The following is a 15,778-nucleotide window of genomic DNA, read 5'->3' as shown; positions in this document are numbered from 1 at the left end:
GGGGAATCTGTCGAGCAAAGCGAGACTGAGAGGGCGAGGAAGCTTTCCTTTCCCTCAAAGCTCCTGATAAGCGGTCATCAGAGCGGGGATAAACTGCTTTTTGCGGCTCACCACGCCCGGCAGCGTCCAGCTGGCATCGGCGGCGGGCTGGGTGTCAAAGCCGTCGGACAGCACCTCGGCGGCATAGCGTCCGTTGCAGATGACCACGCTCTCCTCCTTGGGCACGTCGGTCAGCAGCATATAGATATCTTCCACGTTCTGCTTGTTGCGTGCTTCCTCGAGATACGGCTTCAGCAGCGCCTCGGCGGCGGTCAGGTTCTTGCGGGTCATATAGCTGCCCTGCGCCACGCCAAAGCGGATATCGCCGCACATGAACACCTTGAAGTCCTGCAAAAAGACCTCTTCGGCGGTCTTGCCGTCCAGCTTTTCGCCGGCTTCAAACATTTCGTTGGCAAACTCGTTGATGTCCACCCCGGCAATTTTCGCCAGACGGTTGGCGGCGTTCACGTCGATGGGGGTGCAGGTGGGGCTGCGGAATACCAGCGTATCCGACAGGATGGCGGCCAGCAGCAGACCGGCTGTCTTTTGCGGGATGGTCACGCCGTTTTCATCGTACATCTGGGTGACGATGGTGGCGGTGCAGCCCACCGGCTGGTTGCGGAAGTACACCGGGCCGCTGGTCTCCAGACTGCCGATGCGGTGGTGGTCGATGATCTCCAGGATCTCGGCCTGATCAAAGCCCTCCACCGCCTGTGTGGCTTCGTTGTGGTCCACCAGAATGATGCGGCGCTTGCGCAGGTTGATGATGTTGCGGCGGCTGATCATGCCGCAGTACTTACCGTCTGCGTCCAGAATGGGGAAATACCGGTGGCGCACCTTTGCCATCACGCGGGTGACGTCTGCCACCGGGCTGACGAGGGTGAATTTAATGATATTGTCCCGGGTCATGTAATAGGAGATGGGTGCACACTGACTGATGAGCTTTGCCGCCGCATAGGTATCGCAGGGGGCGCTCATGATGGCTACGCCGGTCTCGGCGGCGATATGCTGGATGGTGCGGCCTACCTTTGCGCCGTTGCAGATGATGATGAGAGAAGCTTCCTTCTCGATGGCGCAGAGCTGGCTTTCGTAGCGGTTGGTCAGGATGACGATATCGCCCTTTTCCATGCTGCTTTCCAGCATTTCCGGGGTGGCGGTGCCAATGCGGATGTGACCGGTGGTGCACACTGCGTCCTCGCTGCCCACCACCATGGTAGCGCCCAGTGTTTCCAGAATATTGCGGTAGCTGGTGCGGCTCTTGGCAAGGATGCCGGTGTCGAACAGGTCCATGTTGGCGGTGGCGATATCCTTCACCGTGATGACGCCCTGCAGTTCGTCCTCCTCGCTGGTCACGGGGAGGGTATCGATCTTCTGGTCGCGCATGATCTCCCACGCCTTGCGCAGGCTGGTGGAGCCAGAGATGCCGGGCACCTGCCGGTAATCCACGTCCCGAATTTTAGGGTTGACATCGGTGCACATCCGGGGCGGCGTGACCCCGAACTTTTTCAGCACGAATTCTGTTTCCTGATTCATCTTGCCCGCACGCCGGGCTTCGCAGACCAGATCACTGGTCTTGTTTTTCAGCTCTGCATAGGCAATGGCAGAGCAGATGGAGTCGGTGTCCGGGTTGCGGTGCCCGATGACAACGACCTTGTGCGCAGTTTGCTGCATAGTTTACCCCCTTATGGGTCTTACCTTCTTATCATATATCTTATCATTTACCAAGGCAGCGTCCCTCTCCTGCACAGCGGGGCGGGCTGCAACCTTATTTTAACACAACTGCGTCCGGGGGTAAAGGGCAACAAACGGCTTGACCTGACCGACAGAATGCTTTAAGCTTATAGAAAATATTGCTGATACGGAGGAATCCCCCATGAAAAAGCTTTCCCGCCTGCTGCTTGTCCTCGGCCTTGCGCTGTGCATAAGCCTTACCGCCTATGCCGAGGATGCGCCCGCTGCCCAGCCCACAGCCAAGGAGCCCCGCACCCTGACCGCCCGCACCGGCACCGAGACCTCGCTGTGGAACGCCTACGCCTTCCTTGCCCAGCACGGCACAGCCTACCGCTTTGCCCCCTGCGCGGTGCAGACCCCGGCAGACGCCGCCGGTACCGCCCCTGCCGAGGATGCCGTGGCGGTGCTGCGGCTCTACACCACCTATGTGGAAAAGGATACGCCCGTCAACATTGACGGTCATGTGTTTCTTGCGGTGACCAACAACACTGACGCCGACCTTGCGGTGGGCGGGCTTTCCATTGCGCCGGGCACCAGCATTACCATGGGCACCCGGGGCAACAACCGGGAGCACGCCGGGCTGTGGTACAACGTCGAAAGCTATAATACGCACTATCTCCCGGATTTTTATGTCAACCTGACCTGTCTGCAGCTGTCCATGAACGCGGAGCAGCTGGCAGCTGTGAACGCCGCCCTTGCCAAGGCGGACAAGTGGTCGGCATGGCACAACTGCGCCGCCTTTGGCGCGGCGGTGTGGAACACCGTGTGCACCGACAAGGTAGACCCCGGCACCCCGCCTACCCCGGCAAGCCTTGCCGCCAGTGTGCGCAGCTGCACCGGCAAGTGGAATGCTGACCCGGCAGTGCCCTTTGACTACGTTGTTTACTACGGCTACCCTGCCGTGCCCAGCAAAGAATTTGCCTGAGCAGGGAAATTCTTGTATACATCACTTGCATTTCGACCGCATCCGCTGTATGATAGGGGTATTCGAGCTTTTTTGTTATTTGCAACGGAGGACAGCATGAAATCGTCCAAATTCACATCCACTCCCCTGTTTCCACGGCAGGCGCTGGTGGCGCTGCTGCTGCCGCTGATCGCGGAGCAGGCGCTCAGCGTGACCATTGGTCTGGCAGATACCCTGATGGTATCCTCTGTGGGCGAAGCCGCTGTGTCCGGCGTGAGCCTTGTGGACAGCTTCAACACCCTGATGATCCAGATCATGAGCGCACTGGCCACCGGCGGTGCGGTGGTCACCAGCCAGTACATCGGCCATCAGGAGCCAAAAAACGCCAAGGCGGCGGCTGCGCAGATCTTATTCGTGCTGTCCAGTTTCAGTGTGCTGGTGGCGGCGGTGGTCATCGGCGGGCGGCACGCCATCCTGCGGGGCATCTTCGGCTCCATTGATGCGGACGTGATGCACTACGCCGAGACCTATTTTCTACTTTCGGCGCTGAGCTACCCCTTCATCGGCCTGTACAACGCCGGTGCGGCGCTGTTCCGGGCGCAGGGCAACAGCAAGATCAGTATGCTGTCCAGTCTGGTGATGAACGTGGTGAACATCGGCGGCAACGCGGTGCTGATCTACGGCTTCGGCATGGGGGTCATGGGCGCGGCGCTTGCCAGCCTTGTGTCCCGCGCCATTGCCTGCGCGGTGGTGCTGTATCTGCTGCAAAAGCCGGACTGCGCGCTGCGGGTGGACAGCCTGCGGGCGATGGCTCCGAACGGCGGGCTGATCCGGCGCATCCTGCGGGTAGGCATCCCTGCCGGCATCGAGAACGGGATGTTCCAGATCGGCAAGCTGTCGGTCTCCAGCCTGACCTCCACCCTTGGCACGGCAGCCATTGCCGCAAATGCGGTGGCAAATACCACCACCACCTTTTTGAACATCCCCGCCAACGCCGTGGGCATGGCTGCCCTGACCGTGGTAGGCCAGTGTCTGGGCGCAGGCGAAAAGGAACAGGCGGTGTACTACTCCCGCCGCCTGATGCTGACCGCCTACTGCGGTGCGTGGGTGATGAACCTGTCGGCCTTCTTCTTCGCCAACCGGTTCGCGGTGTCCCTGTTCAACCTCTCGCCGGAAGCGCAGACCATGGCGCTGGACATCATGGTGTGGTTCAACATCGTTTCCCTGTTCGTGTGGCCGTCCAGCTTTACCCTGCCCAACATCCTGCGCGCCGCCGGTGATGCCCGGTTTACCATGACCGTGAGCATCGTGTCCATGTGGACGTTCCGGGTGGGCTTCTGCTATCTGGCCGTGCTGTGCTTCGGCGGCGGGCTGCTGAGCATCTGGATGGGGATGTATCTGGACTGGGTGTTCCGCTCGCTGTGCTTCTATCTGCGCTTCCGCCGCGGCAGCTGGCTGGAGCAGAGTGTGATCTGATTTTTTCTTTTTTGCAGGAAACCGCCGCTCTGATTCGTATTATCAGCAGAAGAGCGATGGTATTTTTTACAAGTTCCACAAATTATTTTTTCAGCGCTTGACAAAGTTTTCACCTTTCGTTCTTGCAATCTTCATCGTTCGGGCGTATAATTTCTCAATGCTATCGAGTTCTGCTCTTCTGCAAAAGGAGGCTATTCTATGAAACGCAGCTGGCTTGCGCGCCACCCGGTCGGGTTCATGGCGCTGTATTCTATATTTTATCTTTCCGTCTTTCACTATCTGGAGTCAAACGTCCCCCTGCGCAGCATTCTGGTGCACTGCTGTCTGGACGATCTGATCCCTTTCTGCAAATATGCGGTGATCCCCTACTTTGCATGGTTCGTATGGATCCCCTTCACCCTGTTCTATCTGCTGTGGAAAGCCCCGCGTGAGGACTTCTGGCGGCTGTGCCTGCCGCTGTTCTCCGGCATGACCATTGCACTGGCCTGCTACGCGGTGCTGCCCACAGCGCTGGACCTGCGCCCCTACTGGGTGCCGGGCAGCGATATCTTTGCGCGGGTGGTGCGCTTTTTGTACCGCACCGACACCGCCACCAACGTCTGCCCTTCCATCCATGTGTTCAACTCGGTAACGCTGCTGCTGGCGTACTACCGCAGCCGCATTTTTGATGCACCGCGCCGCCGCTGGATGCGTCCCGCAGCCGCTGTGCTGTGCATTTCCATCGTCTGCTCCACCGTGCTGCTCAAGCAGCACAGCTGCATTGACGTAGCCTTGGGTGCGCTGCTGGCACTGGTGCTGGACAGTGCCTTTACCGCCGCCGAGCGCAGCCAGCTGCCCCAGGTGCGGAGAGCATAAAACTCTTTTTTCGGCAGCGTGGGACGATTTGAAATGCCCTCCGCGCTGCTCTGGGCATAATCAGCGGAATTATCGTTTTTATTTTGGCTTCCAAAAAGTCTGCGGACTTTTTGGAAGCCTTTTTTCACGCTGAAAAAGTGGCTCAGAAACGCCCGCAGGCGTTTCTGAGCCACAAATTATAATAATAATTTTTCCGCTGAACATGGCCAAAGTGCACGCGGCGGCCATTCAAAATCGTCAAAACAGCCCCTCGGGCAGGCAGATATCCTGCTTGGGGACTTTTGCCCACGCAAAGTCCGGCACAAGGCTTTCCGGGGTGCGGGGCGCGGGCTCCGGCTGCAAGCCGTAGGCATACGCCAGCTTACCGATGATCTCCGGGGCGGTGTATTTTGCCCGCAGATTTTCAAGGCTCTGGTCGCCGTCCCGCTTGGACAGCCGCCGCCCGTCCGCTGCCAGCAGCAGCGGGCAGTGGGCAAAGCGGGGCGGCTGCAGGCCCAGCAGCCGGTACAGGTACAGCTGCCGCGCCGTGGAGGAAAGCAGGTCTGCCCCCCGCACCACCTCGGTGACGCCCATACGGGCATCGTCCACCACCACCGCCAGCTGATAGGCAAACACGCCATCTGCCCGGCGCAGGTAGAAGTCGCCGCAATCCCGCAGCAGGTTTTCCGTGTGGATGCCCATGCAGCCGTCCGTAAAGGTGATGGCCTCGTCCGGCACCATCAGGCGGTAGGCAGGGGCTTTCTTTTTGCGCTTTTCCGCAATTTCCTCCGGCGTCAGCCCCCGGCAGGTGCCCGGGTAGATGACGTTGCCGTCCGAGGTGTGGGGTGCGCTGGCGGCGTGCAGCTGGGAGCGGGAGCAAAAGCATGGGTACACTAGCCCCCTCTGCTCCAGCTTGCGGTAGCTTTGGGTATAGATGTCCCCGCACTCGCTCTGGTAATAGGGCGCGTGTGCGCCGCCGGTGCTGCCGCCCTCGTCCCATGTAAGCCCCAGCCATGCAAGATCCTGTTCCAGCAAGTCGGCATAAACGCGGGGGCAGCGCTCGGCATCCAGGTCCTCGATGCGCAGCACGATGCGCCCGCCCTGACTTTTTGCGCTGAGCCACGCCAGCAGGCTGCACGCCAGATTGCCCAGATGCAGCCGTCCGCTGGGGCTGGGCGCAAAGCGCCCGGTGACCGGGCGGTTTTGGGATACAGGGACTTGGTTTTGCATGGGTGTGCTTCCTTTCGCTTTTACTGGTTTTTTCTCATTATAAGCCCTTGCTGTGCAAAGGTCAATGCACACAAAAAAGCCGCCGCAGGCGGCAATGCCTGCGGCGGCTGTAAGGTCGGCTGCTCAGTGCAGCTCCGGCCAGTAGCCCTTGTTGGCTTCGATCATATCGTCCAGAATGGCCTTGGCAACGTTCATGCTGGGCACAGTCTTGTTCAGGGTGAAGGCCTGCAGCACCTTCTCGTAGCTGCCTTCCACGCAGCCCTCCACCAGCAGCTTTTCGCTGTTGAGCTGCTGCATCATCAAGCCCTGCTGGAACAGCGGGATGTTGTCCCGGGCAATGACCTCCGGGCCGTTTTTGCCGATGTAGGCGGGCAGCTCCACCATTGCGTCATAGGGCATATTGGGGATAGCGCCGCGGTTCTCGGTGATGATGAGGAAGCGTGCTTTGGTGTCGTTCTTCAGCGCAGCGGAAAGATCTGCGATCCAGTCGCCGTGGCTGCCGGCATAGAAGGTGTTGGCGTCCACTTCGCCGGTCTTGAGGTAGTGGTCGATGCCGTCGAACAGGTTCTTTTCGCGGGTCTCCTCCACCTCGTTGGCGCGGGTGTGGTTCGGGTCCGAGTGCTCCACGAACTCCTTGGCCTGCAGATAGTAGTTCAGGTAGGTGTTGGGCAGGTACTCCGGGAAGTTTTCCATGATCTCGTACTCGCCCTTCCACACATAGTACCAGCTGCCCTTGGTGTGGCGGTTCTGGCTGCTGGAAGAGGTCAGCGCGCCCATGCCCTTGAGGTAGCTTTCCGGCAGAAGGATCTTGTTCTCCTTGATGTAGGCGCGCAGCTTGGGCATCAGATCCTCGCCGTGGTACTGGATGGAGGTGAACCAGCCAAAGTGGTTCAGACCAAAGTAATCGTAAACGATCTCCTTCTTGTTCTGGATGCCCATGGCAGCTGCCACCACGTCAATGATGGCGATGGGCATATCACAGATGTTGATGATCCGTGCCTTCGGGCGCAGCTTGCGGCAGGCTTCGGATACGATGGCGGCGGGGTTGGAGTAGTTCAGGATCCAGTAGTCCTTCTTGGCATACTTTTCCACATCGTCGATCAGCTTGATCATGGGGAAGATGGTGCGCATTCCGTAGGCCATGCCGCCGCAGCCGCAGGTCTCCTGTCCCACGCAGCCGTGGCGCAGGGGGATCTTTTCGTCCTGCTCCCGCATGGCGTAGCCGCCCACGCGCATCTGGGCAAACACAAAAGAGGTGTCAGTGTAAGCCTGCTGCACATCGGTGGTGACCACCAGCTTGATGTCGGTATTCAGTTCCTTGTGCAGGACCCAGTCCACCACAACGGCAACCTTGTCCTGCCGCTCCTTGTTGATGTCGAACAGACGGATCTCGTCCACTTCCAGTTCTTCCCGGCGCAGGGCGATGGATTTGACGATACCGGCGGTAAAAGTGCTACCGCCGCCAGCGATGGTAATGACCATAGTATAAACGCTCCTTTTTTGTATTTTCAGGTTAGCCCGGCGCAGTCCGCCGGGGCACGGAAAAGCGGTTTACTGGTTTTCCAGCTGTGCTTCCACAGCACGCTTGATATCGGCTACCTGCAGACCGTAAACGATCTGGATATCGGTACCCTTTTTCACGATGCCGCTGTTCGGCAGCTTGTTGATGGCAGCTTCGTCCAGCTTTGCGGGGTCCTTGATGTTTACCCGCAGACGGGTGAAGCAGTTGTCCACCGACAGGATGTTCTCCTTGCCGCCCAGACCATCGATGACGCACTGCACCTCGGCAGCGTTCTTCACGCTTGCCTTCTTGGCGGGTGCATCGCTCCCCGCGGTCTCGGTGCTCACCTCTTCCCGGCCGGGGGTGTGCAGGTTAAAGGCCTTGATCAGCAGGGTGAACACCACAAAGTACACTGCGATCTGGCACAGCGCCAGCAGGTACAGGGTGGGATAGTTGGTCTTATCTGCACCGGCGGAAAGGTTCATCAGCACCGAGCCGAGGAGGTTGGTGGTAAAGCCGGTGACATGGAAGATGTGCAGCAGCACGATGAACAAGCCGGAAATGCAGGCGTGTGCCACCCACAGGATGGGAGCAGTGAAGCAGAACATAAAGTCCAGCGGCTCGGTGATGGAAGCCAGAGAAGCGGTAAAGGCCAGCGGCACCAGAACGGCAGCGGTCTTTTTGCGGTTCTCCTTGCGGGCGCAGAAGATGAAGGCCGCCACGATGCCAAAGTAGCCGAAGGTCTTGGTGAAGCCGGTGTACATCCACACGATGCCGTCCGAGAAGGGCAGACCCATGCTGTACTCCATCATCATGACGATGTAGGAGCCGGTGTAGGTGGCATCGCCCACGGTCAGGCTGTTGCCCAGTGCAGAGAACTGGAAGGGGGTGTAGATGAGGTGGTGCAGGCCGGTGGGGATGAGGAAGCGCTCCAAGAAGCCGTACAGGAACAGGCCGAAGTTGCCGGAGGTGGCGATCAGGTCGGTCAGTGCGCTGATCACGTTCTGCACCGGCGGCCAGAAGAAGCAGGAGCCAAAGCCGAACAGGATGGAAAAGACCACCATGCAGGTAAAGGACCAGCGGTTGCCGGAGTAGATCTGGGTGATGATGCCCTTGAACTGCTTTTCACAGGTGCGGTTGTACACCCAGCCGCAGACCAGACCCAGCAGGATGCCGCCAAACACGCCCATATCCACCGTCTGGATGCCGAACACGGTGGACTGACCGGTGCCGTACAGACCCACCATCGGGTCAGGCTCTGCCAGCATACCCAGCTGGGTCAGGGTGACATTGCCGGCGGTCAGGTACATAAAATAGCTCATCAGGCCGATGATGGCAGCCTGCTGCTTGTTCTTTTTGGCAAGCGCTGCTGCGATGCCCACGCAGAACATCAGGCTGAGGTTGTTGATGATGACCATGATGCAGTTGTAGATCAGCTGTCCCAGCAGCTTGATGGGGGTCCACTGCAGAACGGGGATCATCGCGCTAAGGCTTGTGCTGGTAAGCAATGCACCCAGCACAAGGATCAGGCCTGCTGCCGAGATATACGACAGCGGTGAGAGCATGGCTTTGGAGAACTTTTCCAAGCCATTCATGACTTTTTCTTTCATCGTGTAATACTCCTCACTTTTTGACTTGACGGTTTTGGGGGATGATTTCTATTCCGCAGGGCTTCCGGACGCCCTGTTGAAGCATTTTAGCCAACGATCTTGGTCAGGTGGATGAGCAGATAGACCTGCTCCTGATGATCCAGCTCGTAATCAAATTCCTGCCGCAGATAGGCATTGATGCGCTGTAAGCACACCTCGTTGCGGCTGTCGCGCTGCAAAAGCACCGTATACATGGATTCCAGCCCGGCGTCCTGCCAGGGAGTGTGCCGCAGAATGCGCGCCGCCAGAAACTTGAGGTGTACGGTCAGGCGGGTGGTCTCAAGGCTTTCTTCCTCAAAGGTGCAGTGATAGGTATCGCAGATGATCTCCTTGACCGCCTTGACGAACTTTACGGTATCATAGGCCAGCGCACCGTCCGCCGCACCGGCTACCAGATGCAGGGCAATGTAGCCCGCTTCGTCCTCCGGCAGCTGTACGCCGCAGAACTGCCGGACAAGTTCCAGCGCCCTTTGCCCCACTGCGTACTCCTTCGGGTACAGCATCCGGGTCTCCGAGAGCATGAGGTTAGGCAGAAAGGTGCCCTTTTCCACACGTTCCAGCGCAAAACTGATGTGGTCCACCAGCGAGATGGTGCTTTTGCTGCTGAGCAGGATGCCCTGCTCCTCTGCCGCCAGCGAGATGCGCTCGGCGGCCTGCATCACCTGCGGGGTAACGTTATCCAGCATCTTGAGGAACTTGGTCTGCAGCTCGTTCTGCACATAGTACACCTTGGAAACGCGGCTTTTGTCGATCACGTCCCCCGGGCGGCGGCCAAACCCAAGCCCGTTGCCCACGAGAATGGCTTCCCTGCCGTCCGGCATGACCACCGACACCGCATTGTTATTGAATACCTTTACAGCCTGCATCGCCGCACTCCTCCGCTTCCATGCCGCAGCTTTTATAAAAAGAAAAGGGCACAAGAACCAAAGGGATGCCGTTGCCGCCTTCCCTCTGATGCTCATGCCTGATCGAACAGTTACACGCACTGATAAATTCACTTGTCTGCTTTTGATTATACGAGCCAGCGCGGAGAATGTCAATGCGTGGAACTGCCCGAAATTCAAGCTGCATTTTTGTATATCCTGCACAGGTGCTGCTTGAAATTCGTCCTGCGCAGAACGATTGACAACGCCGTGCGCAGAACGTATACTTAGGGTGTAGATCCCGCTTTGCTCCGGCGGCTTGCCGGAGCACCAGTTACGGAGGTTTTTCTTATGACATCGAAATATATCCGCTCCCTTGCGCTGCTGCTGTGCGCCGCTTTCCTGGGCTGTCTGCTGACAGCCTGCGGCGGCTCTGCAAGCAGCCCCGCATCCAGCGCTGCGCCCGCCTCGGACAGCGCATCCGCTTCCGGCAGCAGCACGCTGCCCTCCTCCACCACAGAAGCCAACACCGGGGAGCTGAACCCCGGCAACTTTGACGAGAACTCGGTGTTCTCCATCACCGACACAGAAAACGCCTTTGCGCCTTGTCTGGGCTGGGGGCCCGGCGTATCCGGCTGCTCCTTGAAATCGGTCATCGCGGCGGCATCGCTGCTGCACTGGGCCGAGGACGCGCGGATGTCCAGCCGCTCCCCGGAGGCCATTCAGGATGCCTTTTACAGCTGGTACGACGGCCTGACCGACAACCAGCAGGAGGGCTTTGCCGAAGCATGGCCGCTGATCAAGGACGCCGCGCTGGATCTGCTCAGCGACAAGGACAGCATGACCGACCGCATCGCGGATGCAGGGCTGGACGCTGACACCCTGCCCGGCTGTACCCTGAAAAACTGGCAGGCGCTGCAAGCTGTGCTGGACGATATCGTGCCGGAGACGAACGGCGAAGCTTAATAAAACAAAAAAGCATCTGCAACCATCGCTTCTGAATTTCAGAATCAGCGATTTTGTTGCAGATGCTTTTTCTTTAGCGGGCTCGCCCTCTCCGTCACCTACGGTGACACCTCTCCCAAAGGGAGAGGCCTTGGCAGAAAGATGAAGTCTGCGTGGACTGCCAAGGGCTCCCACTTTGGGGGAGCTGGCATCGCGAAGCGATGGCTGAGAGGGCGAGGATGCTGACCATGTGCAGCATCCCTTCTGTTTCTGATTTTTATACCTTTTTCAGCACATACTGGCGGGTGCCCATGCCCACCTTCTCGGCCTGTTCAAGGGTGGCCTTCCACTCGATGTTGGGGTTGGAGTCCTTGAAGTTGTCGTGGTAGCAGTTCCAGCCCGGCTTTGCAAGGTTTGCGCCCAGCTGGCTGTTGGGCAGCGGGGCGGAGTTCAGGCAGGCGTCCACGCAGGCCTGGTCCAGCGCCACCGGGTCGAAGGACGCAAAGATGCCGATATCCGGCAGGATGGGCGCATCGTTCTCGCAGTGGCAGTCGCAGTTGGGGCTGATGTCCTGCACCAGAGAAATATGGAAGCAGGGACGGTCGTGGCAGACTGCGGCGGCATACTCCGCCATCTTGCGGTCCAGCAGCTCGTTGGCACAGTCGTTGGGAGAATAGATGGCGTCAAAGCTGCACGCGCCGATGCAGCGGCCGCAGCCCTTGCACTTGTCGTAGTCGATGACCGCCTTGTTTTCGGCATTGTAAGTAATGGCATCCGAGCCGCACTCCTTGGCGCAGCGGTGGCAGCCGCGGCACAGCCCCTCCTGCACGGCGGGCTTGCCGGCGGCGTGCTGCTCCATCTTGCCCGCGCGGGAGCCGCAGCCCATACCGATATTCTTGAGCGCACCGCCGAAGCCGGTGGACTCGTGGCCCTTGAAGTGGGTCAGGCTGATGAACACGTCCGCATCCATGATGGCGCGGCCGATTTTTGCGGTCTTGCAGTATTCGCCGTTCGGCACCGGCACTTCCACCTCGTCCGTGCCGCGCAGACCGTCACCGATGATCACCTGACAGCCGGTGGTCATGGGCCAGAAGCCGTTCAGCTGGGCGCAGCTCAGGTGCTCCAGCGCGTTCTTGCGGCTGCCCGGGTACAGGGTGTTGCAGTCGGTCAGGAAGGGCATACCGCCCTGCTCCTTGCACAGGTCTGCCACCACCTTGGCGTAGTTGGGGCGCAGAAAAGCCAGATTGCCCAGCTCGCCGAAGTGCATCTTGATGGCCACGAACCGGCCGTCCATGTCGATGTCCTTGATGCCGGCGGCAATGCACACCCGGCGCAGCTTTTCCAGCAGGCTGGTGCCCACCGGACAGCGGAAATCCGTATAGTAAACTTTGGATGCTTCCATGGTGTTTTTCCTCCCATATCTTTCCGGCGGCGTCTGCCGCGCGGGCTCTCTTTTGTTCAGGCAATACCACATGATTCCAAGTGCCGATACGGCGAGCGAGGTGCGGCAGATGCTAAGCCAAAAGCGCAGATAATACTTTGTGTATTATCGAGCATTTTGGCAACGCAGATGCCGTGCCGCAGCCGCCGGAACGGTGCTTGAGCCGTCAGGCGGGAATTGTGCGGTACTGCCTTCAGTATAGCACACCCGGGCGAGCGGTGTAAACAGAAAATGGAGCAGCGCCGTTTTTCTCTGCCCATTTTGGGGTTGACAGCCCTGCCCTGCGGTGTTATCTTATAGCGGTTCCAAAAAACGGAACGGACGTCAAGATACAGGAGTTATGTCTATGAACGATTTTGATACATTCTGGCACGAAGCGAAAGCCGCCCTGCGGGTGGCGCTGCAATGGTTCTTTCTGGCAGTCCCCATGGGTCTGCTCTGTGGATTTCTGGGCACCTTGTTCCACCTTGCTGTCGAGCACGCCACCGAGCTGCGCGCCGCGCAGCCCTGGCTGCTGTTCCTTTTGCCTGTGGCGGGTCTGCTCATCAATGCCCTTTATAAGGTAACAAAGTGCGAGGGTGTGGGCACCAACAACGTTCTCCGCGCCGTGCAGAGCGGCGAGCCGGTCAGCATCCTGCTGGTGCCCGCTATCTTTCTGGGCACGGTGCTCACCCACCTGTGCGGCGGCTCTGCCGGCCGCGAGGGCGCTGCGCTGCAGATGGGCGGCAGCATCGGCTGGAACCTCGGCACCCTGCTGCGGCTGAAAGACCACGACCGCCGCACCGCCACCATCAGCGGCATGGCTGCGTTCTTCTCTGCCCTGTTCGGCACCCCGCTGGCGGCGGCCTGCTTTGCCATGATGGTGGAGGATGTGGGCCTGACCTTTACCGCTGCCTTTGTCCCGGCCTTTACCTCTGCCCTCATCGCCTACGGCTGCTCGCTGGCCTTTGGCATCGCACCCACCCACTTTGCCCTCACTGCACCGGAGCTGAATGTCCGCACCGCCCTGCTGGTCATCGTGCTGGGTGTGGCCTGCGCTGCCGTTTCCCGCCTGTTCTGCTACACCCTCCACTTCATGGAGCACACTGTGCCAAAGCTTCTCCCGAACCCGTGGGTGCGGGTCTTTGCGGGCGGCGTGCTGGTCATCGGCTTTTCCTATCTCTTCGGCGTGGGGCGCTATAACGGCGCGGGCATGGGCGTCATCATTGCTGCCGTGGAGCAGGGACAGGCGCTGCCGTGGGATTTTCTGTGCAAGATCTTCCTCACCGCGCTGACCCTTGCCTGCGGGTTCAAGGGCGGCGAGGTGGTGCCCAGCTTTTTTGTGGGCGCTACCTTCGGCTGCGTGGTCGGCCCGCTGCTGGGTCTGCCCGCCGAATTTGCGGCGGCGGTGGGGCTGGTGTCCATCTTCTGCGGTGCCACCAACGTCCTGATCCCCTCCATCCTGCTGGGCTTTGAGCTGTTCAGCGGCGCGGGGCTGGAGCTCATCGCGCTGGGCTGCGGTATCTGCTTTATGCTCTCCGGCCACCACGGCCTGTACAGCAGCCAGACCTTTGTTACCAACAAGCTGCGCTCGGAGTATATGTCCCACAAGTGGCGCGTAAAGGTGAAAAAAGCGGAAGAGTGAGCGTTCCTATCAAAACAGGGGCTGTTGCGCAAGCAACAGCCCCTTGTTTTATCATATCTTATGCCAGCGCGGTGATGGCCGCCACAGCCAGCACGATGGCACCCAGCACGATGCGGTAGATGCCGAAGAACTTGAAGTCGTGGCGCTTGACGTAGTCCATCAGGAAGCGGATGGCTGCAAGGCTGACCACAAAGGCCACAACGCAGCCCACCAGCAGCACAGCGATCTCGGTGCCGGTGATGGATACGCTGGAAATCGCGAACTTGACCACCTTAAGCAGGGATGCACCCGCCATGACCGGGATGGCCAGATAGAAGGTGAACTCTGCCACGCAGGCGCGGGAGAGCCCCAGCAGCAGACCACCCACGATGGTAGCGCCGGAGCGGGAGGTGCCGGGGATGATGGCAAGGCACTGCCACACGCCGATGAGCAGCGCGTCCCGGTAGCTGATCTGTTCCAGCTTTGTGACCCGGGGCGTGGTGCGGCGGTTCTCCACCACAAGGAAGAGCACGCCGTACAGGATCAGCATGGCGGCTACGGTGATGTAGTTATAGAAGTGTGCCTCCATCCAATCGTCCAGTGGGCTGATGACCAGCACCGGCAGGGTGGCAGCTACCACCTTGAACCACAGGTTCCACACGCTGGGCTTGGAGATGACCTTGCCCTGCCGCAGCCCGAAGGGCCACAGCTTATTCCAGAACAGCACCACCACGGCCAGAATGGCACCCAGCTGGATGACCACCCGGAACATGGACATGAATTCTTCACTGGCATTGAACTTGACGACCTGCTCCACCAAAATCATGTGACCGGTGGAGGAGATGGGCAGCCACTCGGTAATGCCCTCCACGATACCCATCAGGATCGCTTTGATGATCTCGAAAAACGTAATAAATCCCTCCTGCAGCACCCCGCTGGGTGCGTAGTTTTTTCAAAAGCAGTTCCAGTATACCATACTATGAGCCGCTGTGCATACAGATTATAGAAATTTTCCCCCGGGCGCTGTATTTATCTGCCCCGGGAAATGTGCTATACTATAAAAATAAGAAGTCTGTCCGCTTTCTGCGCCCGGCGCAGAAAGCTCTGAGAACAACGAGGTGAACCTTCATGAACATACTGGTGATCGGCTGCGATCAGGTAGGTGCGGCGCTGATCCGCGATCTGGAACGCATCGGCCATGATATCTCGGTGGTGGAAAAGGATCCCGAGCAGCTCAAGCGTCTGGATGCCTTTGACGATTATACCTTTCACGGCACTGCCCTTGTGGGCGACCCTACCGACCCGGACACCCTGCGCCGGGGCGGCGTGGAGAACTGCGACGCCGTGGCGGCGGTGACCGAGGAGGACTCGGTGAACCTGATGGCGGCGCAGCTGGCAAAGAACATCTTCCGCCGGGATAAGGTCATCTGCCGGGTGTCCGACCCGCATCTGCAAATTTTATACCACAAGGCCTACGAGCTGGAGACCATCTGCCCCACCGTGCTGACCGAGCAGTCGGTGTTCCGGGCACTTTCCAAGTAAAACAGCCTGTTTTTGCTTTA

14 protein-coding genes are annotated in these 15,778 nt (G+C 59.3%); 6 read left to right on the top strand and 8 right to left on the bottom strand.

Annotation, left to right across the window (positions count from 1 at the left end; translation table 11 throughout):
* Window positions 1-54: 54 nt before the first annotated feature.
* Window positions 55-1,710 carry a putative manganese-dependent inorganic diphosphatase gene (locus tag C4N24_RS11260; RefSeq protein WP_112091484.1) on the bottom strand — a complete coding sequence of 552 codons (1,656 nt, stop codon included), beginning with the start codon at window positions 1,708-1,710 and terminating at the stop codon, window positions 55-57.
* Window positions 1,711-1,912: 202 nt separating this feature from the next.
* Between C4N24_RS11260 and C4N24_RS11255 the strand changes: the two genes are divergently transcribed.
* The 3 genes from C4N24_RS11255 (at window position 1,913) to C4N24_RS11245 (ending at window position 5,005) form a co-directional block, all read left to right on the top strand.
* Window positions 1,913-2,695 (top strand): hypothetical protein, encoded by a 783-nt coding sequence (locus C4N24_RS11255; protein ID WP_112091483.1) that lies wholly within the window; start codon window positions 1,913-1,915, stop codon window positions 2,693-2,695.
* Window positions 2,696-2,791: 96 nt separating this feature from the next.
* The gene (locus C4N24_RS11250) at window positions 2,792-4,150 is read left to right on the top strand and encodes an MATE family efflux transporter (protein ID WP_112091482.1); all 1,359 of its coding nucleotides are present in this window, start codon (window positions 2,792-2,794) and stop codon (window positions 4,148-4,150) included.
* A 198-nt stretch (window positions 4,151-4,348) separates the two neighbouring features.
* Window positions 4,349-5,005 carry a phosphatase PAP2 family protein gene (locus C4N24_RS11245; RefSeq protein ID WP_112091481.1) on the top strand — a complete coding sequence of 219 codons (657 nt, stop codon included), beginning with the start codon at window positions 4,349-4,351 and terminating at the stop codon, window positions 5,003-5,005.
* Window positions 5,006-5,242: 237 nt separating this feature from the next.
* Here the strand turns inward: C4N24_RS11245 and gluQRS are convergent, their stop codons facing one another.
* The 5 genes from gluQRS to C4N24_RS15390 all read right to left on the bottom strand — a co-directional run bounded on the left by gluQRS (window position 5,243) and on the right by C4N24_RS15390 (window position 10,435).
* On the bottom strand, window positions 5,243-6,214 hold the full coding sequence (gene gluQRS, locus C4N24_RS11240) for a tRNA glutamyl-Q(34) synthetase GluQRS (protein WP_112091480.1): 972 nt from the start codon (window positions 6,212-6,214) through the stop codon (window positions 5,243-5,245).
* Window positions 6,215-6,337: 123 nt separating this feature from the next.
* Window positions 6,338-7,696, bottom strand: a complete 1,359-nt coding sequence (locus C4N24_RS11235) for a 6-phospho-alpha-glucosidase (RefSeq protein ID WP_112091479.1) — start codon at window positions 7,694-7,696, stop codon at window positions 6,338-6,340.
* Between the two features lie 69 nt (window positions 7,697-7,765).
* Entirely contained in the window at window positions 7,766-9,325 is a 1,560-nt protein-coding gene (locus tag C4N24_RS11230; RefSeq protein WP_112091478.1) for a PTS transporter subunit EIIC, read from the bottom strand.
* An 86-nt stretch (window positions 9,326-9,411) separates the two neighbouring features.
* Complete coding sequence (locus C4N24_RS11225; protein ID WP_015537071.1) at window positions 9,412-10,230, bottom strand: PRD domain-containing protein; 819 nt, start codon at window positions 10,228-10,230, stop codon at window positions 9,412-9,414.
* Window positions 10,205-10,435 (bottom strand): hypothetical protein, encoded by a 231-nt coding sequence (locus C4N24_RS15390; RefSeq protein WP_181573085.1) that lies wholly within the window; start codon window positions 10,433-10,435, stop codon window positions 10,205-10,207. Before C4N24_RS15390 ends, C4N24_RS11225 begins: the two co-directional genes overlap by 26 nt.
* Window positions 10,436-10,578: 143 nt before the next feature.
* Here C4N24_RS15390 and C4N24_RS15685 point away from each other — a divergent pair, with 143 nt between their 5' ends.
* Window positions 10,579-11,193, top strand: a complete 615-nt coding sequence (locus C4N24_RS15685; protein WP_242983251.1) for a hypothetical protein — start codon at window positions 10,579-10,581, stop codon at window positions 11,191-11,193.
* 256 nt (window positions 11,194-11,449) lie between these two features.
* Here C4N24_RS15685 and C4N24_RS11215 read toward each other — a convergent pair whose 3' ends face one another.
* Window positions 11,450-12,574: a DUF362 domain-containing protein gene (locus tag C4N24_RS11215; RefSeq protein WP_112091476.1), complete on the bottom strand. Its 1,125-nt coding sequence runs from the start codon at window positions 12,572-12,574 to the stop codon at window positions 11,450-11,452.
* Between the two features lie 385 nt (window positions 12,575-12,959).
* On the opposite strand from C4N24_RS11215, the gene C4N24_RS11210 reads away from it, so the two are divergent.
* Window positions 12,960-14,237, top strand: a complete 1,278-nt coding sequence (locus tag C4N24_RS11210) for a chloride channel protein (protein ID WP_112091475.1) — start codon at window positions 12,960-12,962, stop codon at window positions 14,235-14,237.
* A 58-nt stretch (window positions 14,238-14,295) separates the two neighbouring features.
* Here the strand turns inward: C4N24_RS11210 and C4N24_RS11205 are convergent, their stop codons facing one another.
* The gene (locus C4N24_RS11205) at window positions 14,296-15,147 is read right to left on the bottom strand and encodes an undecaprenyl-diphosphate phosphatase (protein ID WP_207657275.1); all 852 of its coding nucleotides are present in this window, start codon (window positions 15,145-15,147) and stop codon (window positions 14,296-14,298) included.
* Window positions 15,148-15,344: 197 nt separating this feature from the next.
* Here C4N24_RS11205 and C4N24_RS11200 point away from each other — a divergent pair, with 197 nt between their 5' ends.
* A complete protein-coding gene (locus C4N24_RS11200) occupies window positions 15,345-15,758 on the top strand; it encodes a potassium channel family protein (RefSeq protein WP_112091474.1) in 414 nt (137 codons plus the stop codon).
* Window positions 15,759-15,778 lie beyond the last annotated feature (20 nt).

Source organism: Faecalibacterium prausnitzii (assembly GCF_003287405.1).
GTDB classification, from domain to species: domain Bacteria; phylum Bacillota; class Clostridia; order Oscillospirales; family Ruminococcaceae; genus Faecalibacterium; species Faecalibacterium intestinale.
Note: the sequence above shows the minus strand (reverse complement) of the source record. Positions and strands in the feature narration are given on the sequence as shown.

Coding starts and splice junctions, on each gene's coding strand:
- C4N24_RS11260 (WP_112091484.1), bottom strand. CDS start 1,710: ATGCAGCAAACTGCGCACAAGGTCGTTGTCATCGGGCACCGCAACCCG.
- C4N24_RS11255 (WP_112091483.1), top strand. CDS start 1,913: ATGAAAAAGCTTTCCCGCCTGCTGCTTGTCCTCGGCCTTGCGCTGTGC.
- C4N24_RS11250 (WP_112091482.1), top strand. CDS start 2,792: ATGAAATCGTCCAAATTCACATCCACTCCCCTGTTTCCACGGCAGGCG.
- C4N24_RS11245 (WP_112091481.1), top strand. CDS start 4,349: ATGAAACGCAGCTGGCTTGCGCGCCACCCGGTCGGGTTCATGGCGCTG.
- gluQRS (WP_112091480.1), bottom strand. CDS start 6,214: ATGCAAAACCAAGTCCCTGTATCCCAAAACCGCCCGGTCACCGGGCGC.
- C4N24_RS11235 (WP_112091479.1), bottom strand. CDS start 7,696: ATGGTCATTACCATCGCTGGCGGCGGTAGCACTTTTACCGCCGGTATC.
- C4N24_RS11230 (WP_112091478.1), bottom strand. CDS start 9,325: ATGAAAGAAAAAGTCATGAATGGCTTGGAAAAGTTCTCCAAAGCCATG.
- C4N24_RS11225 (WP_015537071.1), bottom strand. CDS start 10,230: ATGCAGGCTGTAAAGGTATTCAATAACAATGCGGTGTCGGTGGTCATG.
- C4N24_RS15390 (WP_181573085.1), bottom strand. CDS start 10,435: ATGCAGCTTGAATTTCGGGCAGTTCCACGCATTGACATTCTCCGCGCT.
- C4N24_RS15685 (WP_242983251.1), top strand. CDS start 10,579: ATGACATCGAAATATATCCGCTCCCTTGCGCTGCTGCTGTGCGCCGCT.
- C4N24_RS11215 (WP_112091476.1), bottom strand. CDS start 12,574: ATGGAAGCATCCAAAGTTTACTATACGGATTTCCGCTGTCCGGTGGGC.
- C4N24_RS11210 (WP_112091475.1), top strand. CDS start 12,960: ATGAACGATTTTGATACATTCTGGCACGAAGCGAAAGCCGCCCTGCGG.
- C4N24_RS11200 (WP_112091474.1), top strand. CDS start 15,345: ATGAACATACTGGTGATCGGCTGCGATCAGGTAGGTGCGGCGCTGATC.